The organism is Pseudomonadota bacterium, from assembly GCA_016927275.1.
GTDB lineage: Bacteria > UBA10199 > UBA10199 > 2-02-FULL-44-16 > JAAZCA01 > JAFGMW01.
Genome location: JAFGMW010000061.1, coordinates 1 through 17,579 on the forward strand (window position 1 = coordinate 1; position 17,579 = coordinate 17,579).

Genomic DNA, 17,579 nt, shown 5'->3' on the forward strand with positions numbered 1-17,579 from the left:
CTGCTCTACGACAAGAAGGGCGAGGAGCACTACAACGTCATCTCCGCCTTCATCAAGAGCATGCGCGGGAGCGACCCCGACGCCGCAGTCTATTATCTCGCCCGCATGCTCGAGGCCGGCGAGGACCCTCTCTTCGTGGCGCGCAGGATGGTGATCTTCGCGAGCGAGGACGTGGGCAACGCGGACCCGCACGCGGTGCAGGTCGCCATCTCCTGCATGCAGTCGCTGGACTTCGTGGGAATGCCGGAGGGCTGGATCCCGCTCGCCCAGTGCGCCACTTATCTGGCCACAGCCCCCAAGAGCAACGCAGCATACATGTCCTACAAGCGGGCGCTGGCCGACGTGAACGAGCTCGGGGCGCTGCCCACGCCGAAGCATATACGCAACGCTCCCACGAAGATGATGAGGGAGATGGGATACGGCAAAGACTACAAATACGCCCACGACTTCGAGGGCCACTTCGTGCCAGGCGAGCAGTACCTTCCCGACAATCTGAAGGGGAAGCGCTACTACGAGCCCACCGACATCGGCTACGAGCGGAACATCTCGGAGAGACTCAAGAGCTGGAGATCGAAGAAAGGTTGAGGTTGAGGGAAGGAAACTGTGCTCAACCTCAGCCTCAACCTGTTTTCAAGTTACCACCTCTCCCAGTGTATCTTGCGGGGTTCGTACTTGTCCTTGGGTTTGTCTTCAGCCGCAGGGTAGCCGATCGATACGACGCACAGCGGGACCGTGTCCTCGGGGATGCCGAGCACCTCGCGGACGTGGCGCACGTGCTCCTCGATGGGGTGCACGCAGACCCAGACCGCGCCGAGGCCGGCGTCCTCGACCGCAAGCAGGATGTTCTGAGTCGCGGCCGCGCAGTCCTGGATCCAGAGCTCGTTGGTGAGCCCGGGCCTCGGCTCGTGAGGCGTGCCGCACACGGCGATGGCCGCGCCGGCGCCTTTGAGCATCCTGCCGTACTTGAGCCCATCGGAGAGCTTCGCGAGGAGGGCCGGCTCGGTCACTGCGACGAAGTTCCAGGGGCGGGCGTCGGTCCCGGAGGGCGCCGCCATCCCGGCCCTGATGAAATTCTCGAGGAGACCCCTCGGCACCGGCTTCGACGCGTACCTGCGGACGCTTTTCCTCGAATATATCGTCTTGAGAGCCTCGGCCATCACACACCCCCTTCGAGCAGCTTCCATGCGACCATCCCGATCGCCATGAGCGCTCCGTAGATGAGCGCAATCTTCGCGGTGCGCTCGTCCGCGTGCGCTGTTTCTGTGCTCGAATCGTCCGGCGCACGCCATACGTCCCTCATCGCTCCGTACGCCGACGGGAACGCGGCGAGAGACAACAGGGCGCCGGCGTTCACAAGCCGAAGCGCAGCGAAGAGGGCCGGCATGGCGAATGCGGCCAGCACGAGCGCGATGTAGAGCGCCCTCGCCGCCCTGCCGCCAATGAAGACAGCGAGCGTGCGCACGCCGGCCCTCGCGTCCTCGCGCGCGTCGCGGATGTTGTTTGCGAGCAGCACCGCGACCACGAGCATGCCGAACGGCGCGCCGCACGCCAGCGGAGCGAAGGAGAACGAGCCCGCCTGAACGAGATATGAGCCGAGCGTGACGCCGGCTCCGAATGCCAGAAAGACAGCGATGTCGCCGAGGGCGTAGTGCTTGAGTCCGCGGGAGGGAACCGCGTATCCGGCCGCCAGCGCGAATCCCGCGAGCACGATCCAGAGGAGCGCGCTGCCGGCGCGCAGGATGAGCGGCACGGAGACGAGGGAGGCCATCGCGAACGCTACGACAGATGCTGCAAATATCTCGCGCGGGCTGAGTGTCCCCGAGACCAGCATCCCGCTGCCGCCCTGCTTCCCTGGCCCGTCTATGCCGGAGGTGAAGTCGAAGTAGTCCTGCAGGAGGTTGGCCCCGGCGTGCGCGGCGACCGCGCCAAAGGCGGTGAGAAACGCGAGCAGCGGATCTATTTCAAACCCGCGCGTCCATGCGAAGGCAACGCCCAGCACCGCAGGCACGAGCGAGACCGGGAACGAGAACGGCCGCACCGCGACCCACCACATCCGCGCTTTGACCGAGAGGCTATGCGAAAGACCGCCCGCTTGTGTGGCAGCGCTCATGAAGGCCCTTTCACGACTATCGAGATGAAGAGAGGACGTATGCGATCGTCGCCAGGCCCACTGCCCAGCAGTAGGGGGCAAACCAGCAGATCCTCCCCCGCCTCACCAGGGCCAGCAGCCACTTTATGCATGCGAACCCCACCGCCGCCGCCACGGCCGCGCCGGCGAGTGCCGCGACGAGGATATCGTTCGACATCGCCGCCAGATCACCGATCTTGAGCACCGTGGCCCCGCCTATCGCCGGTATGGCCAGCAGAAATGCGAATTTAGCGGCCAGCTCCCTGTTCATGCCCACGAAGAGGCCCCCCGATATGGTGGAACCGGAGCGGGATATCCCGGGGATGATCGCAAACGCCTGCGCGAACCCGACGATGAGCGCCTGCCTCAGCGTGAAGCCCGCGACGCCGTCCCCCTCGCCCTTCACCCGGCGCGTCGCCCAGAGGATTGCGCCCGTCACGAGCAGCATGAAGGCGGCGGCCAGCGGATTGGAGACGAGCGCCTCGAAGAAGTCGTCGAGTACAACCCCCACCACCCCTGCCGGCACGGTGCCGATCAGCACGAAGATGCCGAGTTTTCTCGCCTCGCCGGCATTGATCCCCGACTTCATGGCAGCGCGGGCGTCTTTCGCGAAGGGGCTCGCGAGGATATCGGCTATGTCCCTCCAGAAATAGGCCGCCACCGCCAGGAGGGTGCCGAAGTGGAGGCACACGTCGAAGGCCAGCAGCCCCCCGTTCTCCAGCCTCACCCCAAGGAGGCCCTGCGCGATCACGAGGTGGCCCGAGCTCGAGACAGGCAAAAACTCGGTGGCGCCCTGCAGCGCTCCCAAGAATATCGCTTTCAAAACAGTGAGTTCGTTCATGGGGGCGCATACTAGGTGCAGGGGAGCCTCTTGTCAATTTCCCTTGCCGCGAAGCGGGTTCGGCATTATAAGCCCTGCAACCAACAAAGGAGGGAGTATGAAGAGAGGGGCAATCGCAGTCCTGGCAGTGGTGGCGGTGATCGCGGTCGCGGCTATTGCGACGAACGGCTTCGCGTTCGGCATCAGCGTGCCGAAGAGCGTGGGCGACGTTGCGGACGCACCCAAGGACATGGCCTACGACGCATGCAAGGCGTGGGCCGATGCACATCAGAACAACATGACCTACAACAGCGGAAACATCGAGAAGGAGATGAAGGGCAAGGAGTTCGGGGATCTCACCTACGAGAAGGACTGGCGCAAGAGCGACAACAGGTACGACAAGGAGAACCAGAGGCTCGAGCTGCGGACGCTCTACAACCAGTTCGCAGAGTTGAAGGTCCGCTGCAACAAGGAGAAGTGCGACAGCATCTACTGCAACAGGAAGTAAATCCGGCACGAGGGAAAAACAAGAGCGCCGGCCGCAGGGCCGGCGCTTTTTTTATTGATATTGAGGGGAGGCATTGGCAGACTCGCCCTCTGCGATTTCGGGCGTTTAGCTCAGCGGGAGAGCGCCGCCCTTACAAGGCGGATGTCACAGGTTCAAATCCTGTAACGCCCACAGATTTCAAGCATTTATAACGATTGACTTTTTGCGGGGTTGAATTAATAAAGCCGCTCGCTTCATGTGCGGTCGGATGGGCGGGGCTGTAGATCAATTGGTTGGATCGTCGCCCTGTCACGGCGAAGGTTGCGGGTTCGAGTCCCGTCAGCCCCGCTCATCCGGCCGCTTCTTTGTTCCACCCCTCCGGACCTACTTTATCTCCTTCATGTAGCGGTTCTCGGGGATAGCCTTGAGGGTCTCGGCAAGAAGCCTGTTGGCAGCGTCGCTCACAGCCTTTATCTTCTTCTTGCGCACGCCCTTGGCGTCCACCTCCATGCCCACGTCGACCGATGTGATCTGCCCGCCCTTCTTGATGTTGAAGGTGATGAGGCTCTGCGCCTCGGACCTGCCCGTGACCGTCCCCTTCTCCACGCCCACGAAGAACTCCCTCACCTCCGCCTCGATGACCGTGCCCCCCTCGGGGACCTTCGCGACCAGATTCATTCCGCACTCCTCGAAGAGGTCGCCGAGCGCATCGGTCATGAGCACGTCGACAGAGGGATTGGAATAGACTCGGATCTCGGAGTCGCCCTTCACCTGTATGCCGATCTCCCTCGCCTCGCGCACGTCCTTCGCGCCTGCAAACTTCGCGGTCACCCCGCTCCAGACCTTCTTTGCACAGGCCTTCTGGAAGAGGCCGTCCGGCATCCGGAAATAGACGACCGGCTCCTCCCCGGCAGCGAATGCCTCCCCCACGATTGCCAGAGCGATTGCGACGAGCGCGACGACGACAGCCGATCTCTTCATGGCCCCTCCCCTTTGGAGCCCCTTCCTAGCCCAAGGGCCCACAAAATCAACCTCGAAGTTGCCGGGGAGAGCGGGCCCGGTTCACTGGCCTATGGCCACAAAGTCGAACTGAATCGCATTCTTCGCCACGAAGCCGCCTGCGCCCTTGTCCTCAATGCGGGGGATCTCAGGCTCGCCGAAGGAAAGCGGTATCGGGGTGACCACGAGGGCATAGGTGCCTCCGGGCATCGGCGGATTGAAGTCGATGCGGCACTGGTTGATGCCCAGCCATGTGATGCTCACGCCGGGCCCGGAGATCGCAGGCGAGGTGTCGCAGAGCGCGCTCCCCCAGATCACCTTCGTGAAGGTGGAGGTGCGGCTGATGAGTTGGCCGAGCTCGCTCCCCACGTCATAGCCGTCGATCGTGCCGCCGTCCGCCATGACTATGTCCGCGTTCATGGTGAGAGGCCCTGTCATGGTGTCGCCTGTCCTGGAAACCTTCTGGGCATCCGCGCTTATGCGCTGGGCTGCCTCCTGCGCTATTGTCTGCGCGTTGGCTGCGATCGCGGAATCGAGGTCGTCCAGCACGCGCTGCAGGTCCCCGGACTCGGAATAGCCGAGCCCGTCCGAGGCGACCCCGATATAGGAGGCCGATTCGGGCGAGCTGTATACGGTGACGAGCTCGTCCCTGAGCACTATCGCCTCGCTGCCCACTCCCCCCGTCAGCTGCCTCGCTATCTCGTCCACCGCTCCGGAGGCCAGCGCCTCGAACCCCACGCTCCCGGCCGCCGCGGAGAGGGCGACCTGCGAATAGCCGCAGTACGGCACCGAGGCCAGCTCCATGCCGGAGATCGGCGAGTGCCCCTCCACCTCGACCTCGAGATACAGCCCCTGCACAGGGTCGATCGCCTCGACGGGGACTCCGCCGGTGGGCGCCCCGTTCGCATCGAGCCCGTTGCCAATGAGGGCGGAGAGCCCGCCGCCCACCGCGGTCACCCTCTGCGACTCCTCGTACACCGTCTCGCCCAGGGCGTCCTTGATCCTGAACGCCACGCCCCACTCGCCGTCCGCGATCGGGTTTCCGCCCTCGTCGTGGATCGCGGAATGGAACCCTATGACCTGCGGGACCGCGCGCTGGGCAGCGAAAGAGATTGCCGGAAGAGCCGCTGTAGCGATTGCAATAAACGTCCTGAGCACCGACTTCATCTGAAACCTCCTTTTTATCTGACGACGAACTCGACCCGCCTGTTTTTCTCCCACGCCGTGGGGCCGTGGCCCGGATCGATCGGCTCCGACTCCCCCCTGGAGACCACGATCAGCCTCGACGGGTGCACGCCCTCGCGCATCAGCATCCCCATGACGCTGCGCGCGCGCCTGTCCCCGAGCTCCATGTTGTATTCGGACGAGCCGCGCTCGTCGCAGTGGCCCCTGAGCACGACCACCGCGGCGCGGTTCTCCCCCATCCACCTCGCGTTTTTCGTCACCGCAGCGGCGTCGCGCGGCGCGGGGGTCGCGCCCGCGGTGGGGAAACTCACCCTCTCCACGAGGCCGGCCCTGTCGGGCGGGCGCACGGGGGTCTCGGCACCGCGGCGCGGCGCCTGTGCGCAGCCCGCCGCAGACGCCAGGAGGAGCAGACACGATGCGATTCGCAATATCACGGCGACCCCCATCACCAAGGCGCGCACCACGGCGCGCTGCAGAGCACGACATCACGCTCGGCCCCCGTCGCCGCGACCAGCGGCGCAGGCCTGCGGCGCGTCCCGTCGAGCACCAGCACCGACGCGGCGCTCGAGCGGCCGCTCACGAGATCCCTCACCTCGAACGATCGCCTGCCCGGCTCCATCAGCGCGGGCGCGAAGCGCCCCATGCCCGTGGACTCGTCGAGGTACAGCTCGGCGAGGCTCGTCGAGGCGTCCACGAGGGCCGTGTCCGCGCCGTGCGATATCTCGTGAACCACGACGGGGTTCGACGGATCGGAGAATATCCTGAAGAGGAGCCTCGTGTTGTCGACCGCGTTGCCCTCCGCGATGTTCGTGAAGATTGGCACCGCCTCCATCTCCACCTCGACCTCCGTGAGCCCGCCGCCGACCTTCACGCCGAACGACTCGCCCGCGCGTATCACCGCTTCGTTCGGATTGACCGCCTCCACCGCTACGGTCCTGCCCTCCCCCACCGGGACGCCCGCCACCACGCCTCCGTCCGCGCCGCCGTCGAAGAGGGCGACGATCGGCTCCTCGATCCCCTCGCCGCTCACCGAGACGCGATAGCTCACTATGCGGCCGTGCTCCGCGGCAGGGTCGAAGCTCGCCGCGTTCTTGACAGTAACCGCGAGCGCCCCGCCCCCCGAGCCCTGCCAGGGGTCGGCCCCGCACCCGGCCAGCGCCAGAAGCGCGAGCAGCGCAAGGATCCTCTTCATCTCCTCTGCCGTCATAAGCACCTCACCTGAAGTTTACCCTTATGTCCCCCGTGGAGGAGCCTCCCCCCATCGCCGCGAGTATGCCGCCCACGATCGCACCCGCGGCCGCGGCCCCGATCGCGCCCCAGAACAGCGGCTGCCTGGTGAGGGGCTTCTTCCTCTTCGCGAGGATCTTCGCGTCCGCCTCGCCGATCGGGTCCACGAAGGCGCGCGGATCGGAGGCGAGATCCAGATCGACCTGCCCCGCGATCCCCTTCACCAGCTCGGCGATGAGCCCGCTGTGCGAATCCGGGTCCACGCCTCTCACCATCACCGGCGCAGCCCCCGCCTTGAGATCGCGGTCCACTGTCCGCGCGATCACGTCCATGCGGCCGCCCGCCCCGGAGTCCGCGTCTATGAGCACCACCCTGTCGGCGCTGAGGGCGTCGGCCATGCGAACCCCCTCGCGCACCGCTGCAGCGCCGTCGGCAGCGCGGGAGGCCCTGTCGGAACCGGCCTTGCCCTTTGCCCAGCGAAGCCTCGCCTTCACCTCCGCCCGGCCGCCCGGCTCTACCGCGACCGACTTCTCAAACGCAGCATACCTGTTCGCCAAGACCGCAAGCGAGTATGTCCCCGCGGGAAGACCCTCCAGCTCAAGCGGCGCCCTGCCGCGGCTGATCCCGTTTATGAGGACATCGGCGCCCTCGGGCACGCTCACGACCGCGATCGATCCGGTGTCCGCCCGACCTGCGGCCGATCTGAGATCGTCCAGCAGGGAGACGAGGCTGGGCGGATAGTCCGCGGCCGCGAGGGTGAGCAAGGGGTCCACGGCCAGCGCGTCGTTCAGCGCCGACGTCGCCGCATCCTTTTTGGCGCGAGAGTTTGCGACCATCGCCCTGATTATGTGCGCCTCGAGGATGAGCGGGGCCACCCCGGCAGCGGCCGAATACGGGGCGAGCATGGATATCGCGCGTTCGAGCGACCGGTTCGCGTCGTCGTATTTGAAGTTGAAGTAGTGCTCCTTGGCGGCGCTCACCAGGGCGGCCGCCTCCGGGAACGGCTGCGGCAGCGCCCCCTGGTACGAGGAGACCTCGGCGGCGAGCTTCGAATCTATGACGTGATGCGGGGTTGTGGCCTTGAGCGCGTCGCCTATCTCCGCCGCGATCTCGCGGCTGGCCTCGTCCGAATCCCCGTCCGCGACCGGCTGCACTGCCACGCTCCTTGCCGCCTGGGCTGCGGGGGAAAGCGCCGGCATCATTACCATGAGCGCCGATGCGAGGGCTGCCAGTGACCTGAAAGTTCGCGACCTGATGACCATGCGGCCTGACATAAGCAAGGACCGTGCCAGGGGCTGACCGCTGCGGGGAATATAATCAGAAGATCTCGATATCAGAGGCGAATCGACCGAAGATCGGACGACTTGCCGGAGCAGACGACAATCATCGACTGCACATGTTCGCTGCAGTGTGCAGCGTTTTTGTGCACCTGTGCCGAAAACGCGGCATCCGATCGACCTGGCCGGGACTCGCCCATTACACTGGGCGATATCGAAGGGATTGAGTGCGATGATGATACTGTCTTGATCAGCCGCCGTTACCGTTTGCGCGGGCGCGGAGGTGCTCCTTGGTGCCCTCCCAGGTGAGATGCATGAGCAGGAGTTTCACATATGAATCGCCCAGCCTGAAGCCGTACTCGGAGAGCCGGGGGTAGATCTCCTCCACCGCCCTGATAGGATCATCCGCTTCGATGAGGACCTTGAGGAGATCGTCTATCCGAACGAACGCCTCTGCGTCGCGCACCGTGCCCAGCTTTGCCAGGGCCTCTCTCAGCTCCCCGTTCGCCGCCCCCCCCCTGGCCCCGACGGCAGCCACTAAGAACTCCATCATGGCTGCCCTCTCGCCCTCGGAGAGGGAGTGGACTCTCCCCACGTCGTAAAGAACGATCCTGCCGTCCTCCGCGAGGCCTATGTTGCCCGGGTGCAGGTCGAAGTGAAAGATCCCCCTCTCCATCATGGCCGGGATGAGCTCATCGTCGATCCTCGCGAAGACCGCCTCCCTCTGCTCTTCGGAGAGAGAGCCGAGCCTCCGGGACGGCAGCGGCCTCATGGCCACGGCGTTTATCGACGCCAGCTCATCCACGAAATCCGGCACCACAAAGCCATCGCCCAGCCACGCGTCGGAGAGGAATCTATCGAAGTGGAACGCACGATCGAGCTCTAACGACAGATCCATCTCACCGGCCATGGTCCGCTCGTAGAACGACAGGAAGTCGTCGAGCGCCCTCGCGCCGCTCGCGGAGTAGCCCTCCGCCGTCAGAAAGCGCCTTATCTCCTTTACGATCCTGAGAGAGTCGTCGAGGTCGTTCTGCTTGCCCTCGGGCATGAGCTTTATGACCACCGGCTCACCGCCGTACGTCGCCCTGTAGACGCCGCCGATCGTTCCCTCCTTGATCGGCCTTATGAAATCGACCTCGATGCTCGCCCTCTTGGAGTCCACGAAGGCCCACTTGAGCGTCCTCTGCGCATCTATCTCGTCGCGGTGCGGCACGTCCTCCTGGAAGACCGAGAAGAGCTCCTGGAGATCTGCCGGGACCGCGGGGTGGATGCTCGCGAGCTGAAGGAGCTTCTCGAAGTGCGCCGCCTGCCCCATGACGAGCAGGCGCTCCTCGTCCGATTTCGCCTCCTCGAGCTTCGCGCGGATGGTGTTCTTCTGGGCCGGGTCGAGCGAGACAAAGGCCCAGACGAGCACGTCCCTCTTCAAGCCCTCCTGCCTGTCGATGAACTCGGGCAGCTCGACATCCGCGGTGAGATCCCTCATGTACTCGTCGCTGATGTCCGCGTACTCGGCCTGGAGCCTCTCCACCTCCGAGCCGATATCGCACAGGAGTTTCCCGAACGTCCTTTTTCTATCCCTGGCCCCCGAACGGTGGACTGAAAATTCATCAAAGACCTTGGCGACCTTCACGGTCCAGCCGGCGTCAAAGAGCATCGCCGCGAACTGATTGACCCTGTCCTCAAGCTCGCCGACCGCCTCGACGTCCGACCTGAACTCCTGGTTTGACCCGAAAACGAGTCGGGCAAAGGCCTCGGAATCTTTCCCGAAGACCTTCCTCTCATATTCGAGGAAATTGAAGGAGTATCCGTCCGCGTATCCGGTGACCTTTGTCCCTGCCTTCTCGACGTAGGCCATGAGGAACTTCACTGCGTCTAGGTAAAACTCGTAGCGCTCCAGGAAATCCCTTCGCAGGTAATCGCCGACCCTGGCAAGGCCCATCTCGCTGCCGGAGAGGTGATAGTCCGCCCTTGCGGTCCCCAGCTCCACGAGCACGAGCGGATCGACGTCCCCGTCCCTGCCGGCGATGTGGTTCCAGTAGGAGCTGCGCAGCTTTTCGTCCTCCATGAACCTCTTGAGGAAGAAGTCGCTAACCATCCCGCCCGGGTGCCGGGAATGATGCAGGGAGAGCAGCCGCTCCATCAGTTCCAGCTCCGCCTCCTCGTCGCCCTTCTCCCTGAGGGTGTCGAGCATCGCCCTGGTCCTCTTGCTGAAGACGAGGTTTGTTGTCGCCGCGTCGAAGATCGCCCGGAACTCGTCCATCGTCGAGGCCACGCGCATGAGCTCGCCCGCGGCCCCAAGGCGATGAATCGACTGAGGGCCGGCCTCGAAGAGGACCTCCATGAACCTTTGCCACGAAGGGGTCATCCCGGAGACGGCCAGCTGATCGGTTAGGCGCTTCACCATAAAGCCCGCTGTGGCCGATCCCGCCAGGGCGCTGTCCTGGAAATAGTCGCGCCCCCTGGTATCCTCGATGATCTGAACAAGCTCGGAAGAGATCACCCTGTTGAGGATGCGAAGCACGAGACCCACCCTCGCAGGGTCCCCCTCGTCTATGACGGCCGCGATCACATCCCCGTTTGCGGCAAGAAACCCCTTCGCCCACTCGGTGCTCACCCTGTTCGGCACGTCGTAAGGGTGCGGAAGGCCCAGCCCGGCCAGCGCCGCCTTGTAGTCGTGCCTCATGGCAAGCCCCGCGAGCTCAGGCGCGGAGGCCGGATCGGAGAAGAGATGCTGCAGCCATCTCGCGTGTCTCTGAAGCGGAAGCCCCGCACCGGCAAAGGCGCCGAGCCTGGCCCGGTCGTTCTTTCCCTTCCTGTCCTCCACGAGCTCCGGGACCGAGGCAAGAGCCCTCAGGACCACGCGCTCGGCGTTTGGATAATGGGGCACATCGCCCGAGATCGCATCGGCCGCGCGCCAGGGCAGGATACCCCCCAGATTCGAGAGGAGGTCCAGGTCGACCCCGCGGAATGCGACTGCGAGCCCGAGCAGAGTCTCCAGATACTCGGTGAGCAGCTCGTCCTTGGCCGCGCCGCTGAGCACGGAGTTATGCACCGCCGCGACCGTCTCCTTCACGCCCTCGACAGCTTCAAGATGCGATGCCGAGCCCAGCGTCTGCAGGCTCTTCATCATCATGAGCCTCAGCATGTCCCTCTGGCGATCCGGCTCCCCCATCTTACCGAACTCGCGCGAGAAGTGCCCCAATATGCCGATGCCGATGTTGGAGCCGCCCCGGTCGAGCTCCCTTCGCACGCGGTCGGTCCAGGCCTCGAGACCGCCGTTCACAACGGCCTTCTGGCGGTCGATCTCGAGCCTCAGGGCCCAGTCGATCTTTCCGGAGCGGGAGAGAAATTTGCTGGCCTTACCCCACGACCCAACGCGGCCATCGACGTCGGCGAAACGCCTGTCGGGCGGATAAGCCGATGGAATGACCTCGAAAAGGAAATCATAGGCCTCAGATGCGATCCCCCCCTCGCCCCTCCTGAGGGCCTCCAGCATTATGTTGATCGCGTGCGGCGCAATGCAGTGGTCGATCATCAGCTTTATATCATCGTCATCTGCTTCAGTTTGTTTCCAAAAAAGCTTGCGCCTGAGCGACCAAAGCTTCCTGAGCTCATCCATCGCGCGCCTGAGATAGCTGCCGCCTCCGTGCTTCTCGATCCTGGAGAGCGCGGAGAGCCACTCCAATTTGTAGGTATATTTGAATGCTCCGAGAATGATCTCAAGACTGTCGATCGGATAAGAGAGGAATGGCCTTAACTCATGGCGTTTTGAAGCCGGGTCTCCGTGCACAGTCCCGAAGTGGATCTCCTCGGCCACGCTGTCCATATGGGAGCGATGCCGCTCCATCAGCTCGAGATATCTCTCTACGAGAGAGGGGAGCCTCGATGCCAGCGGGTCCGAGCGCGGCGGGTCCGTCCCTTCGATCTTCTCGATGGTCGCATCGAGATAGATTTTGAAGGTGTGCAGCGCCGATTTGACCTCTGCCTCCTTCCTGTCGGGCAGCTCCTCCAAGACATCGAGGGCAGCCTCGACCTCTTGCACCACGAAATCCGGATGGCTCCACCAGCCGTCCCTTTCGAAGTCCGCCTCCACGGCAAACCTCTCCTTCAGGGAATCGGGCATGCCGTTGAGCACCTCTTCGAACTCCTCGGGCGAGAGCAGGTTCAGCCCGCGGATGGAATCGACATTCGGCTTCCCGAGTCCGCCCCTGTTCCAGAGGTCCAGGGAATCGGCGTGGTCGCCGCCGGCCTCGACTATCCTGGCGAGGGCAGCCAGGGGCCTGCGCATGGCCTCGATCAGCCCGGCGCGCATCCCCTCCACCCCGCGCCGCGATTCCGCGCTGAGGCGGCCTGACCTAACCTGCGCCCCGAGCTCTGCGAGAAGGCGCGCGTAATCAGGGAATTCGCTTCGCATCTTTTTTGGCACGACCAGGATCTGCGATTCGTCCGGCCTGTAGTCGATGTCCGCCGGGTGCTCGATGAGCCACGAACCCAATCTCTGCCAGCCGTCCGCGCCGAAGATGCCTGGATGACCGAAGAGCTCCGCCAGGTCCGACTCGACGGCCGAGCCCTCCTCCAGGATGAACTGGTCCTGCGCCCAGATGCGAAAGGCCTGTGAAAAGCGCTCCCTCTCCTCGCCATAGCTCCGAAGGCGCTCCTTAAGAAACGCTGTCACGAACTCTTCGCCCATGACTTCAACGATGGTATCCCGCGCTTTGCCCAGTGTGGCGAGATCGAGGTTCTGCCTGACCATCTCGCCGCCCTCGTGCTTGAGCCCCTTTTCGAACAGGATGAGCCCGAGCATCACGGAAAGGTCATTTGCGTCCAGCAGATAGACCTTGAGGCGCCTGGCCAGCGTGAGCGCAGTCTGGGGCGGCAGGAGCCGCGAGAAGGAGACCAGCGATGCGAGCTCCTCGCGCGCAAAGGAGGCGGGCGGGTTATCGAGCACACGATCCACGACGCCGGCATAGGCGGCGAATATCGCCCTGCGATCGGCCCTGCCCTCCTCAGGCGGGATATCCCCGACTGAGAGCTCCGATATCCCCGCTCCCTCGGCCTCCTTTGGATCGGAGAGCCCCTCGATGAGGTCGAGCGCGTCGAATGAGGCCTGAGCCACGCGCTCCAGCTTGTCGCCGCGCAGCTGCGCCGAAGGACCCGCTGCCCTCAATACGCGGTTGGCGGCCTGGATGGTGGAGAAGAAATCGGGCGGCACGTCCAGTCCCTTTTCAGTGACGTATTTCTTGAGATAGTCCTCGAGGAGCCCCATCTCCCGCGTCTTGTAGCGGGAGACGAGCTTCTCATACTCGTCCCACGTGAGGTCGGTCCTGCCCTCCACCTTTATGACGAGCGCCAGCATCGTCGCGATGTGCCCCTCCCTGAGCTCGTAGTGCGTCATGTAGTAGGGGAAGACCGCGGCGATCCCAGCCAGGCCCTCGCGCTCCCACGCGCCGTAGAGGTCTGACATCATATCGGAGTTGAAAGAGTGTCTGATAAAATTGCCCAACTCCAGAACATACAGCATGCACTGAGCGCCGAAGCTTATCGTCTCGTGGCCCCTCGCGTGCATGAGGAGGGCGTGGCGGAGCTCGCGGAAGGAGGCCCCTGGATCGATTTCAGGGAGATGGGGCAGCCTCTGTCCGCTGAATATCGGTCTTATCATGTACATGGGAAGGATATGGAATATCTCGTGGAGCAGGGCGTCGGGCCCCGCCCTGCCGGGCAGGACGATCCTCTCGCCGAACTCGTTCGAGGATCGATCGACCCTGCCCTGGAAAGTCAGTTGTGCGGCAGCGGAGTCGTCCCTGTCCCAGTCCAGCTCTATCTTGAGCTTCCCCTCGGCCAGGCGCTTTCTGACGACCTCAACGATACCGGCCAGGCGAGGATCGATCACAGCGAGATAGTCGAGCGCCCTGCCTATGTCGCCGCTGCTCTGAATCCCCATGTTGCGGACCTTCTGCAACTCCCGAGGGACATCGGTCAAAGAGCCGAACTCCGCATCGACCCAGCTGGCCATGGGGAGTGGCTTGGCGAGCATGGCGCCGGCGCCCTCGATCGCCATCTGCGCGTGACGATCCGCAAGGACGGAGGGAATGAGCTTGCCGCGGGGCGCGATGACGCGCCGGCCGTCTTCCGCCATTGAAAACGAAGACCGGGAGTGAGGCTGCACAGTCCCCGCAACAGCTCCCGCCGCATTTGCCGCGAAACCCGCAACCCCTCCGGGCACACATGTCGTGCCCGGCGCCACACCCATGAGGTTGGCCGCGCCGGCGCCGAAGTTCGGCCCGAATGTGGTCTTGCCTCCAGCTCGCATCTATACCCCTGACCGGCTGAAAATCATCGATTTGCCGTTCCTCATAGTTATCGGCGAAATATCGAATATGTTGCGCACCTATTGATTATTCAGGAAAAAATCAGGCCCCTGCCCCACGGATCGCTTATCGTTATAACTATTTGATAATATTGGTTGTTTTTTATGAGACTGCAACGGTATCGGTTGACAATGGCCTGCCTGCGCACCTAGATTACTCTCCTGTGAAACGCATCGACGCATACGAGAAGGTGACCGGCAGGGCGATCTACGCCGACGATCTGAAACTCCCTGGAATGCTCTACGCAGCCCCGCTGCACTCCGGGCACCCCTCCGCAATCATTAAGAATATCGACACATCGAAGGCCTTGGCCCACCCGGGCATAGTGGACGTGATAACAGCGGCCGGCGTGCCGGGCTCGAACATGGTGGGCGGGATCATCGCAGACCAGCAGGTGATCGCAGCCGACCGCGTCAGATACATGGGCGACGTGGTGGCGATGGTCGCAGCAGAGACCCCGGAGGCGGCGCGCGAGGCAGCTGCCCTCATCAAAGTGGAGTACGAGCCCCTTGAACCAATTCTCTCCCCGGCCGCAGCGCTCGAGAAGGGCGCGGACCCCATACACGAGGGCCGCTCCAACGTCGTCACCGCCTTCAAGGTGAGAAAGGGGGATGCGGCGGCGGCAATCAAAGAGAGCAAACGCGTCGTCGAAGCCGAGTTTCGCACCTCCTTCATAGAACATGCCTACATGGAGCCGGAGTCGTGCGTCGCTGTCGCGGAGCCGGACGGCTCGGTCACGGTCCACGGCGGCATGCAGCACCCGTTCACCACGCGCCGCTTCGTCTCCGCGGCAACAGGGCTTGCCCTCTCGCGCGTGCGCATAATCCAGACCACGCTTGGCGGCGGCTTCGGCGGCAAGGACGACACCATATCCATAATATGCGCCAGGGCGGCGATTCTGGCGCTGCGCACGAAGCAGCCGGTGAAGATCACCTACACGCGCGAGGAGTCGATGCGGGAGAGCTACAAGCGCCACCCCATGGAGCTCAGTTACAAGGCGGGCATGGACGCAAAGGGAAAGCTCAGGGCCATGGAGGTCGACATCACCGCGGACGCCGGGCCGATCTGCTCCTCATCGCCCTTCGTCATCTGGCGGCCGACCGTGCAGTGCGCAGGGCCGTACGTCGTGCCGAACGTGCACTGCGATTCCCGTGCGGCCTACACGAACAACACCTTCACCGGCGCCATGCGCGGCTTCGGATCCCCGCAACACGTATTCGCCTGCGAGTCGTTCGTGGACATGTGCGCCGAGGCGGCACGCCTCGACCCATACGAGTTTCGGAAGCTCAACTTCTTCAAACAGGGATCCATCACCCACACCGGTCAGAAACTCACCGGCCACAAGGTCTCCATGGCCGAGGTCGCCGAGAGGGCGCTCGAGGAGTTCGGCTGGAAGCGGGCCTTCGAGGCCTGCTCCAGGGGCACGCCCCGCGCCGACGGGCTGCTCTACGGCGCCGGCTTCGCAGCGAGCTTCCGCGGCGTCTCGCTCGGGGCCGAGGGCAAGGACTTCTGCGCAGCGGTCGTAAACATCCAGCCCGACGGCTCCGCGGTGCTCGACGTCGGCGTCAGCGAGAACGGCCAGGGACTCAAGACCGCGATGACGACGATACTCTGCGAGGAGCTCGGGATCGCGCCTGAGCGCGTGGAGTTCGTCGACACGGACACAGCCTCGATCCCCGACAGCGGGCCGACCGTCGCCAGCCGCGGCACGATCGTCGGAGGAAACGCCGTGCTGGACGCATGCGCGAAGATAAAGGAGAGGATGGCGCCTGTGCTTGCGGAGCTCATCGGCGCCTCCGGGAAGGGGTACGAGTTCGGGAAGGGGCGGATACGCAACCCATCGAACAAAAAAACGGTCCCGTTCGAGGATGCCGCAGCCGCATGCCATGAGCGACACGTGTTCCTCGACGCGCTCGGCACGTGGCACGGCCCTCCGGTTTCCTTTGACGAAAAGGACGGACACGGCGACGCATACTTCACATACGTCTACGGATGCCAGGCCTGCGACCTGACGGTGGATCCGAAATCGGGCAGGGTGAAGGTAGAGAGGGTGGTCGCGGCGCACGATGTGGGCAGGGCGATAAACCCCGAGATGGCGGCGGGACAGGTGTTCGGCGGTGTAATGATGGGTCTGGGGTTCGCGCTGATGGAGGAGGTGCGCCACGATCGCGGCGTCATACAGAACACAAACCTCAACACCTACCGCATACCGAGGACCACCGACGTCCCGGAGATGACCGCGATCCTCGTGGAGAACCCGGACCCGGCAGGCCCCTGCGGCGCCAAGTCGCTGGGCGAACCGGTGAACGAGCTCATGGGCGCGGCGGTGGCGAACGCGATATATTACGCGACCGGCAGGCGCATCTTCTCCCTCCCGATCACGCCCGAAAAGGTCGTTTCAGCATTGAAGAAATGAACTGTGCAGGCTAATCTGAAGCGGTCCCCTCCTGCCTCATCTCCCAGTACTTGTGCACGCGGCGCCGGGAGGAGAGGGCGTGGATCTCGAACGAATCGAGGAACCGCTCCACCCATCCGGCGGCCTCGGATCCCGGCTCGGCGGAGGCGGCGACCACGTAGAGCCTGCGGCCCGCGAGCACGAATCTGGCCCTCCCCGACCGGGCAGAGGGCCTCCCCCGCCTCTCCTGCTCGAACGAGAGCTCCTTGCCGCCGAGCGGACCCAGATCGATATCGGCCCACCCGGTCTCGCCGAGCCGTGCCTCCCTGAGGAAGCTGCGCTTGGCCATCCTGTAGATGATCCCCCTGCCGAATATCGTGACGAAGCCCGGGAGATCGATGTACTCCACGACGAACTCGGAGTCCTTCAACTCAAGCGCGTAGGAGTTCTCCTCGATCTCGCCGATTCGATACTCGTTGACGCTCGTCTTGAACACGGGAACCGCCGGCATCTCCACGCTGAAGAGGCCGTCCTCGGATATGATCGGCTGCCACCCGTCTTCCGCGGGCGCGGCAGCGCCCGGCCCCGCCTTGGAAGCCGTTTCCTCCGCAGCAAGCGGGCCCGCAGCACAGAGCAGCGCTGCGGCGAGAGCGAGATGGATGGCCGAAAGCTTCAACGGCTGTGATTTTACCC

At 64.0% G+C, this 17,579-nt stretch carries 13 protein-coding genes and 2 tRNA genes; 5 read left to right on the forward strand and 10 right to left on the reverse strand.

Features of this window, described 5'->3' with window-relative positions:
• On the forward strand, window positions 1-585 hold a 585-nt coding region (locus tag JXA24_03705), incomplete at its 5' end, for a replication-associated recombination protein A (protein ID MBN1282860.1).
• 50 nt (window positions 586-635) lie between these two features.
• Here the strand turns inward: JXA24_03705 and JXA24_03710 are convergent.
• The 3 genes from JXA24_03710 to JXA24_03720 are packed head-to-tail and all read right to left on the reverse strand — an operon-like array spanning window position 636 to window position 2,969.
• Window positions 636-1,160 carry a nitroreductase family protein gene (locus JXA24_03710; GenBank protein ID MBN1282861.1) on the reverse strand — a complete coding sequence of 175 codons (525 nt, stop codon included), beginning with the start codon at window positions 1,158-1,160 and terminating at the stop codon, window positions 636-638.
• On the reverse strand, window positions 1,157-2,110 hold the full coding sequence (locus JXA24_03715) for a prenyltransferase (protein ID MBN1282862.1): 954 nt from the start codon (window positions 2,108-2,110) through the stop codon (window positions 1,157-1,159). The genes JXA24_03710 and JXA24_03715 overlap by 4 nt, the downstream gene beginning before the upstream one ends.
• Window positions 2,111-2,126: 16 nt before the next feature.
• On the reverse strand, window positions 2,127-2,969 hold the full coding sequence (locus JXA24_03720; GenBank protein ID MBN1282863.1) for an undecaprenyl-diphosphate phosphatase: 843 nt from the start codon (window positions 2,967-2,969) through the stop codon (window positions 2,127-2,129).
• A 97-nt stretch (window positions 2,970-3,066) separates the two neighbouring features.
• Between JXA24_03720 and JXA24_03725 the strand changes: the two genes are divergently transcribed.
• The 3 genes from JXA24_03725 (at window position 3,067) to JXA24_03735 (ending at window position 3,783) form a co-directional block, all read left to right on the forward strand.
• Window positions 3,067-3,456 (forward strand): hypothetical protein, encoded by a 390-nt coding sequence (locus JXA24_03725; protein MBN1282864.1) that lies wholly within the window; start codon window positions 3,067-3,069, stop codon window positions 3,454-3,456.
• Window positions 3,457-3,555: 99 nt separating this feature from the next.
• A tRNA-Val gene (locus tag JXA24_03730) sits at window positions 3,556-3,627 on the forward strand.
• 82 nt (window positions 3,628-3,709) lie between these two features.
• Window positions 3,710-3,783: transfer RNA gene (locus tag JXA24_03735), tRNA-Asp, on the forward strand.
• Window positions 3,784-3,819: 36 nt separating this feature from the next.
• On the opposite strand, the gene JXA24_03740 is transcribed toward JXA24_03735, so the two are convergent.
• The 6 genes from JXA24_03740 to JXA24_03765 all read right to left on the reverse strand — a co-directional run bounded on the left by JXA24_03740 (window position 3,820) and on the right by JXA24_03765 (window position 14,433).
• Window positions 3,820-4,416, reverse strand: coding sequence for a hypothetical protein (locus JXA24_03740; protein ID MBN1282865.1), 597 nt, complete (start codon window positions 4,414-4,416; stop codon window positions 3,820-3,822).
• 81 nt (window positions 4,417-4,497) lie between these two features.
• Window positions 4,498-5,601: a hypothetical protein gene (locus tag JXA24_03745; protein ID MBN1282866.1), complete on the reverse strand. Its 1,104-nt coding sequence runs from the start codon at window positions 5,599-5,601 to the stop codon at window positions 4,498-4,500.
• Window positions 5,602-5,615: 14 nt separating this feature from the next.
• Window positions 5,616-6,083 (reverse strand): OmpA family protein, encoded by a 468-nt coding sequence (locus JXA24_03750; protein ID MBN1282867.1) that lies wholly within the window; start codon window positions 6,081-6,083, stop codon window positions 5,616-5,618.
• Window positions 6,065-6,826 carry a hypothetical protein gene (locus JXA24_03755; protein ID MBN1282868.1) on the reverse strand — a complete coding sequence of 254 codons (762 nt, stop codon included), beginning with the start codon at window positions 6,824-6,826 and terminating at the stop codon, window positions 6,065-6,067. The genes JXA24_03750 and JXA24_03755 overlap by 19 nt, the downstream gene beginning before the upstream one ends.
• Before the next feature lie 7 nt (window positions 6,827-6,833).
• On the reverse strand, window positions 6,834-8,108 hold the full coding sequence (locus JXA24_03760) for a PEGA domain-containing protein (GenBank protein ID MBN1282869.1): 1,275 nt from the start codon (window positions 8,106-8,108) through the stop codon (window positions 6,834-6,836).
• A gap of 265 nt (window positions 8,109-8,373) precedes the next feature.
• Window positions 8,374-14,433 carry a hypothetical protein gene (locus tag JXA24_03765; protein MBN1282870.1) on the reverse strand — a complete coding sequence of 2,020 codons (6,060 nt, stop codon included), beginning with the start codon at window positions 14,431-14,433 and terminating at the stop codon, window positions 8,374-8,376.
• Window positions 14,434-14,654: 221 nt separating this feature from the next.
• Here JXA24_03765 and JXA24_03770 point away from each other — a divergent pair, with 221 nt between their 5' ends.
• Entirely contained in the window at window positions 14,655-16,907 is a 2,253-nt protein-coding gene (locus JXA24_03770; protein ID MBN1282871.1) for a xanthine dehydrogenase family protein molybdopterin-binding subunit, read from the forward strand.
• A 10-nt stretch (window positions 16,908-16,917) separates the two neighbouring features.
• Here the strand turns inward: JXA24_03770 and JXA24_03775 are convergent, their stop codons facing one another.
• Window positions 16,918-17,562: a hypothetical protein gene (locus JXA24_03775; protein MBN1282872.1), complete on the reverse strand. Its 645-nt coding sequence runs from the start codon at window positions 17,560-17,562 to the stop codon at window positions 16,918-16,920.
• Between the last annotated feature and the right edge of the window lie 17 nt (window positions 17,563-17,579).

Bases quoted from the DNA above. Each gene is read 5' to 3' on its own strand.
- JXA24_03715 (MBN1282862.1), bottom strand. From the start codon at position 2,110: ATGAGCGCTGCCACACAAGCGGGCGGTCTTTCGCATAGCCTCTCGGTC.
- JXA24_03720 (MBN1282863.1), bottom strand. From the start codon at position 2,969: ATGAACGAACTCACTGTTTTGAAAGCGATATTCTTGGGAGCGCTGCAG.
- JXA24_03725 (MBN1282864.1), top strand. From the start codon at position 3,067: ATGAAGAGAGGGGCAATCGCAGTCCTGGCAGTGGTGGCGGTGATCGCG.
- JXA24_03740 (MBN1282865.1), bottom strand. From the start codon at position 4,416: ATGAAGAGATCGGCTGTCGTCGTCGCGCTCGTCGCAATCGCTCTGGCA.
- JXA24_03745 (MBN1282866.1), bottom strand. From the start codon at position 5,601: ATGAAGTCGGTGCTCAGGACGTTTATTGCAATCGCTACAGCGGCTCTT.
- JXA24_03755 (MBN1282868.1), bottom strand. From the start codon at position 6,826: ATGACGGCAGAGGAGATGAAGAGGATCCTTGCGCTGCTCGCGCTTCTG.
- JXA24_03760 (MBN1282869.1), bottom strand. From the start codon at position 8,108: ATGGTCATCAGGTCGCGAACTTTCAGGTCACTGGCAGCCCTCGCATCG.
- JXA24_03765 (MBN1282870.1), bottom strand. From the start codon at position 14,433: ATGCGAGCTGGAGGCAAGACCACATTCGGGCCGAACTTCGGCGCCGGC.